General features: G+C 66.5%; 1 protein-coding gene. It reads left to right on the top strand.

Annotated elements, in window-relative coordinates; translation table 11 throughout:
- The coding region (locus tag KDH83_RS31280) for a PLP-dependent aminotransferase family protein (RefSeq protein ID WP_212323007.1) at window positions 1–564 on the top strand (564 nt) is incomplete at both ends.

Below are 564 nucleotides of genomic sequence, written 5' to 3'. Positions count from 1 at the left end.
GCGCAAGGCCGCGCTGGTCCGGCTGGCGACGGAACGCGATATGCCCATCATCGAGAACGGGGTCTGCAACGAGCTTTACTACGGCGACACGCCGCCCGGCACGCTCAAGGCCCATGACACCAAGGGCCTGGTGCTGCACTGCTCGTCCTTCTCCAAGACCCTGACGTCCGTCTACCGCATCGGCTGGGCGCTGCCGGGCCGCTATCGCGACCAGGTCGAGAAGCTGAAATTCCTGAACACGCTGACCACGCCCGCGATTCCGCAGCTGGCCATCGCGGAATACCTGGAGCGCGACGGCTACGACCACAGGCTGCGACGCATGCGCAAGGCCTACGCGCAGCAGGCCAGCCTGATGCGCCACGCGGTGCACCGATGGTTCCCCGAAGGCACGCGCACCTCGAACCCGCAAGGCGGATACGTGCTGTGGGTGGAGCTGCCCGCGCCGGTCGACGGCATGGAGATCTACCAGCGGGCGCTGGAGCGCGGCATCACCGTCGGGCCGGGTTACATGTTCTCGGTCTCCGACAGCTACCGCAATTTCATCCGGCTCAACTACAGCAGCCC

It is taken from the genome of Achromobacter sp. Marseille-Q0513 (assembly GCF_018195695.1).
In the GTDB taxonomy this organism is placed as follows: Bacteria; Pseudomonadota; Gammaproteobacteria; order Burkholderiales; family Burkholderiaceae_B; genus Achromobacter.
This window is presented reverse-complemented; position numbering and strand designations above follow the sequence as displayed.